This is a genomic window from Pseudomonas sp. 18.1.10, assembly GCF_024655625.1.
Taxonomy (GTDB): Bacteria; Pseudomonadota; Gammaproteobacteria; order Pseudomonadales; family Pseudomonadaceae; genus Aquipseudomonas.
In genome coordinates this window covers 1-5,322 of sequence record NZ_JANLGL010000295.1, presented here as the reverse complement: position 1 = coordinate 5,322, position 5,322 = coordinate 1, and the positions used below count along the sequence as shown (strand labels likewise).

Sequence of the window (5,322 nt, the reverse complement as noted above, 5' to 3'; positions counted from 1 at the left end):
GCGGTGGATCAGCTAGATGTAGGCTGACTGACACACCGCTTTCGCGAGCAAGCCCGCTCCCACACTTTTTTGCGCAGTGTCAGGAACATTGTTCCGACTTCTACAAGCCACATTTTTTGATTGAATTCCACTTTCCGCAGACTAGTATCGATTTCTGGTTCTACTCCGGAAAACAAAAACAATGTCTGGGCCCACCCTCTCGCGCTTCATCCTCATCACCTGCATCTCCCTGATCAGCTTCTTCCCGATCAATATCCTGCTGCCCTCCTTCCCCGCCCTGTCTGCCCACTTCGATACGCCCACCGCCGACGTCGCGCTGTCCATCAGCCTGTTCACGCTGGTCTTTGCGATCTCCCAACTGGTGGCCGGCCCGCTGTCGGATAAATGGGGGCGCAAGGAAGTGCTGGTCGGCTGCATCAGCCTGTCGATCCTCGGCGCCATCGGTTGCGCCTGGGCGCCGGACTACCTGAGCTTCCTGCTGTTTCGCAGCGTGCAGGCCATGGGTTGTGGCTTTTTCGTCCTGGGCCACGCGCTGGTGGAAGACCTGTTCGACGAACAAGACCGCGCCCGCATACGCCTGTATTACATGACGTTAAGCGGCTCATTCGTTGCGCTGTCACCGCTGATCGGCTCCTGGCTGCAAACCACCTTCGACTGGCAAGGCAGCTTCTACGGCTTTGCCCTGATGGCGTTGGGCATGTTGATCCACGCGGCCTGCATCCTGCCGTCGAAGGCCGCCAGCCCGCAGCGCGCCGCCGTTTCCATCATCGGCACACTGAAAGCCGTCGGCAAAAATCGTGATTTCCTACGCTACTGGTGGATCGCCGCGCTGGTGTTCGCCTGCTACTTCGCACTAATCAGCGTGACACCGCTGATCTTCATGGACACGCTCAAACTCTCCGGATACCAATACGCGCTGGTGCTGATGGTGTACGGCGTGGCCTACCTGCTCGGCGGGGTCGTGGCGTCGTATTTGCAGAAGCGCATCCCCCTGTCGCGGCAGATCAATATCGGCCTCAGCTTGCTGAGCGTCGCCGGATTACTGCTGACATTGATGGTCAGCCTGCACGCCATCACCACGGTGACCCTGCTGATTCCGATGCTAATCAGCGCCCTCGCTGTCACCCTGGTGCGACCCGCCGCGATTTCCGCAGCGATGCTGCTGTTCTCCAGCAGCGCCGGCACGGCCGCGTCGGCGGGCAACAGCATCATGTTTCTCACCGCCGCCGTCAGCAGCGCGGCGCTGGCCCAGGCCGGCGAGCATCTGCTGCTGACCATCGCCCTCAGCTTTATCGTGCTCAGCCTCTGGGGGCTGCTGACCAATCGGCAGACTACGGCTCGCGCATTACCGGCGTGAGCAGCATGTCACTGGTCTGCAACTGCCGGTAACGCGGCTTGACCAGCTCGATCCTGCCGATGCGGATATCGTGGATCAGCATTTCGGTGTCCACGTAGCCGTCCGGCAGTTGCGTCCAGACCAGTGGGCCGCGATCGTCCCACTGGCCCTTTTCATCCAGGGCAAAGATGCGCGGTGGCTTGGCATCGTGGCGGTAGCCGGTGTTCGGAATCGCCAGCACTTCGGGCTGGCCATCCAGGTCAAGGTCCACCGCCCACAACACACAATTGGTCTCGCACGGTGAGTCGGTGTCCAGGCTCAGTTCGGCAAACTGTTCGCTGCCCTTGGGCTTGGGGCCGATCCATTCCAGCTCGGCCTTGGGCCGCTGCGCGCGTTCCTTGGCGTATTGCTCGCTGAAACTCAGCGCCGTGTCGTCCATCCGCTCGCGCAGGGTGCGGCGCGAGTCCGCGTCGAGAATGCGCTCTTTATCCAGATCCTCCTGCAACTTGGCGTAAGCCTCCTCGCCGGCCTTCTCCAGGCCAAAACGCAGGTAGTGCGCATCAAAGGCCTCGGCCTTGGTGCGCCCGTCGAGCAAGCGTTGCACCTGATCGTTCACACTGATCTGTACCGGGTTGAGCAGCGGCGTGTTGATTAACACCACCAGCGCACAAAACAGCAACGCCAGTGCCGGGTTGGTCACGCGTAAGTTGCCCAGCCATACCGGTTTACGCAGCACCACCGCCCACACCGCCGCCAGGCCATACAAACCGCACAGCAACGCCGCCGCCAACGCGATGAAGCGCTGCGGCGACAAGGCATATTGCTCGACCCGCAGCCAGCTCGAATAAAACGCCAGCGCCGCGAGGACCGGCAGGCACAACAGGCTCAACTCGATAAACCGCGTCAGCCACTGGGGATAGGGCCGAGGCTGCCGGCCATCCTGGAACACCCCATTGAGCAGGAACAACTGCGCACCGGCCAACACCAGCAAAATCGGCGTGGAGTAGCCCGTGGCCCAGATCCGCCCGAGCCCGGTAAACGGCAGGGCCAGGGTAAACAGCACACTGATGAGCGCGATCAACGGCAGCAGCAAACCACAGGCGCTGAGCAGCATGCTGCGCATCTGCCCGATGACCTTCTCGCTGCGCGCCGCCAGGTACATGCCCAGCGCGAACACCAGCGGCAGGGCGAAACACAGGAACAGCTCACTCCAGAAATGCCGCTCGAAAAACTCGATGCCCAGCATCAGGAACAGGCGGCTCCACAGCTTGAGCAAGGCCATGAACAGCCCCACCAGGATCAGCGCGTAGAGCACGATAAATACGCTGTTCCAGGCTTGCTGGAACAGGTCTTCATAGCGCCAGCGCTGGCCTTTGGCCGAGGGCCAGGCGAACAGGAAGCTGGCGCAGACGTAGCTCAGCACCACCACACTGATAAACCACGAGTTGATCGCCCAACGCTTGTCGCCGATATGCTCGACGCCATAACACACCCACAGCGTCATGCCGCCCATCAGCAAGGTGAACACCAGCGTCGGCAGCAACGAACGCCAGTGTCGGACTTTTTCCCCGAGCAACTGCAACGTGGTGCCGCCTACCAGGACCAGGGTGTAGGTGACAAAAAACAGCGCTTCGTTTACGCGATAAAGCTGGTCGGAGTAATAGAAGGCGATTCCCTGGACCAGGCCGATCAGCAGGTAGAACCCAAGAAAACGATTGATACCGGGCATTCCAGTTCCTTTGGAGTGGGGGGGAGGGCAAAAGGCCGCCAGTCTAAACAAAGCCGCAGGCCCTGTAATGCCCCGTTCCCTCCAGCCGCCAGCGGTGTAGAATCGGCCCTATTCATCGCCAGTCATCCCCCGGCGGGTTTATGAGCTCAAGGCCAATGCGCACGGCGATCCCGTAACGTTTGCGGCAACTTCCGGACACACGGCCATTTTTCGGGTGTTCCAGACGTCAATAGAAGCTCACTCCCTTTTGATACCGATTAGCCGCCCGGAGTGCTCCATGCCAGATTACCGCTCGAAAACATCCACCCACGGCCGCAACATGGCCGGCGCCCGCGCACTGTGGCGTGCCACGGGGATGAAAGATGACGACTTCAAGAAGCCGATCATCGCGATTGCCAACTCGTTCACCCAGTTCGTACCGGGCCACGTCCACCTCAAGGACCTGGGCCAACTGGTCGCCCGCGAGATCGAACGCGCCGGCGGTGTAGCGAAAGAATTCAACACCATCGCCGTGGACGACGGCATCGCCATGGGCCATGACGGCATGCTGTATTCCCTGCCGAGTCGCGAGATCATCGCCGACTCCGTGGAGTACATGGTCAACGCCCACTGCGCCGACGCCATCGTCTGCATCTCCAACTGCGACAAGATCACCCCCGGCATGCTGATGGCCTCCCTGCGCCTGAACATCCCGGTGATCTTCGTCTCCGGCGGCCCGATGGAAGCCGGCAAGACCAAGCTCGCCTCCCACGGCCTCGACCTGGTGGACGCCATGGTCATCGCCGCCGATTCCAGCGCTTCTGACGAGAAGGTCGCGGAATACGAGCGCAGCGCGTGCCCAACCTGCGGTTCGTGCTCCGGCATGTTCACCGCCAACTCGATGAACTGCCTGGTGGAAGCCCTGGGCCTGGCCTTGCCGGGCAACGGCTCCACCCTGGCCACCCACAGCGACCGCGAGCAGCTGTTCCTGCAGGCCGGGCGCACCATCGTCGAGCTGTGCAAGCGTTACTACACCGAGAACGATGAGTCGGTGCTGCCGCGCAACATCGCCAACTTCAAGGCGTTCGAAAACGCCATGACCCTGGACATCGCCATGGGCGGTTCCACCAACACCATCCTGCACTTGCTGGCCGCCGCCCAGGAAGCCGAGATCGATTTCGACCTGCGCGACATCGACCGCCTGTCCCGCAACGTGCCGCAACTGTGCAAAGTCGCGCCGAACATCCAGAAGTACCACATGGAAGACGTGCACCGCGCCGGCGGGATCTTCTCGATCCTCGGCTCGCTGGCCCGTGGCGGCCTGCTGCACACCGACCTGCCGACCGTGCACAGCAAGACCCTCGCTGAAGGCATCGCCAAATGGGACATCACCCAGACTGACGACGAAGCCGTGCACCACTTCTTCAAGGCCGGCCCGGCGGGCATCCCGACGCAAACCGCGTTCAGCCAGTCGACCCGTTGGGACACCCTCGACGACGACCGTGAAAACGGCTGCATCCGCAGCGTCGAGCACGCCTACTCGCAAGAAGGCGGCCTGGCCGTGCTGTACGGCAACATCGCCCTCGACGGCTGCGTGGTGAAAACCGCCGGTGTGGATGAATCCATCCACGTCTTCGAAGGCCGCGCCAAGATCTACGAAAGCCAGGACAGCTCGGTGCGCGGCATCCTCGCCGACGAAGTGAAGGAAGGCGACATCGTCATCATCCGCTACGAAGGCCCGAAAGGCGGCCCGGGTATGCAGGAGATGCTCTACCCGACGTCCTACCTGAAGTCCAAAGGCCTGGGCAAAGCCTGCGCCTTGCTGACCGACGGCCGCTTCTCCGGCGGCACCTCGGGCCTGTCCATCGGCCACGCTTCGCCAGAAGCCGCTGCCGGTGGCGCGATTGGCCTGGTGCAGGATGGCGACAAGGTGCTGATCGACATTCCGAACCGTTCGATCAACCTGTTGATCAGCGACGAAGAACTGGCCGCGCGCCGGGTCGAGCAGGACAAGAAAGGCTGGAAGCCGGTGGAGAAGCGTCCGCGCAAAGTCACCACCGCGCTGAAGGCCTACGCCCTGCTGGCCACCAGTGCCGACAAGGGTGCTGTGCGCAACAAGGCGATGCTTGACGGCCTGTAAGCCCCGCCCATAAAAAATGCCCCGCCAAGTGCGGGGCATTTTTTTGCCTGGCCAAAACCCTCCAAAACACTGGAGATCAAACTGTGGGAGCGGGCTTGCTCGCGAAGGCGGTGGGTCAGACAGCACTTCTGTAACTGA

General features: G+C 61.8%; 3 protein-coding genes. 2 read left to right on the top strand and 1 reads right to left on the bottom strand.

The genetic code is table 11. The features are described 5' to 3' along the window. Positions 1-181 precede the first annotated feature (181 nt). Entirely contained in the window at positions 182-1,357 is a 1,176-nt protein-coding gene (locus NUV89_RS27180; protein WP_257783742.1) for an MFS transporter, read from the top strand. Here NUV89_RS27180 and NUV89_RS27175 read toward each other — a convergent pair. Beyond that, a complete protein-coding gene (locus NUV89_RS27175) occupies positions 1,332-3,065 on the bottom strand; it encodes a DUF4153 domain-containing protein (RefSeq protein ID WP_257783741.1) in 1,734 nt (577 codons plus the stop codon). The two genes, NUV89_RS27180 and NUV89_RS27175, sit on opposite strands and share 26 nt — an antisense overlap. Positions 3,066-3,342: 277 nt before the next feature. Here NUV89_RS27175 and ilvD point away from each other — a divergent pair, with 277 nt between their 5' ends. Continuing rightward, positions 3,343-5,184 (top strand): dihydroxy-acid dehydratase, encoded by a 1,842-nt coding sequence (gene ilvD / locus NUV89_RS27170; RefSeq protein WP_124526784.1) that lies wholly within the window; start codon positions 3,343-3,345, stop codon positions 5,182-5,184. The last annotated feature ends 138 nt before the right edge of the window (positions 5,185-5,322 follow it).

Excerpts from the sequence above, each read along its gene's own strand:
- NUV89_RS27175 (WP_257783741.1), bottom strand. The coding sequence starts at position 3,065 with ATGCCCGGTATCAATCGTTTTCTTGGGTTCTACCTGCTGATCGGCCTG.
- NUV89_RS27180 (WP_257783742.1), top strand. The coding sequence starts at position 182 with ATGTCTGGGCCCACCCTCTCGCGCTTCATCCTCATCACCTGCATCTCC.
- ilvD (WP_124526784.1), top strand. The coding sequence starts at position 3,343 with ATGCCAGATTACCGCTCGAAAACATCCACCCACGGCCGCAACATGGCC.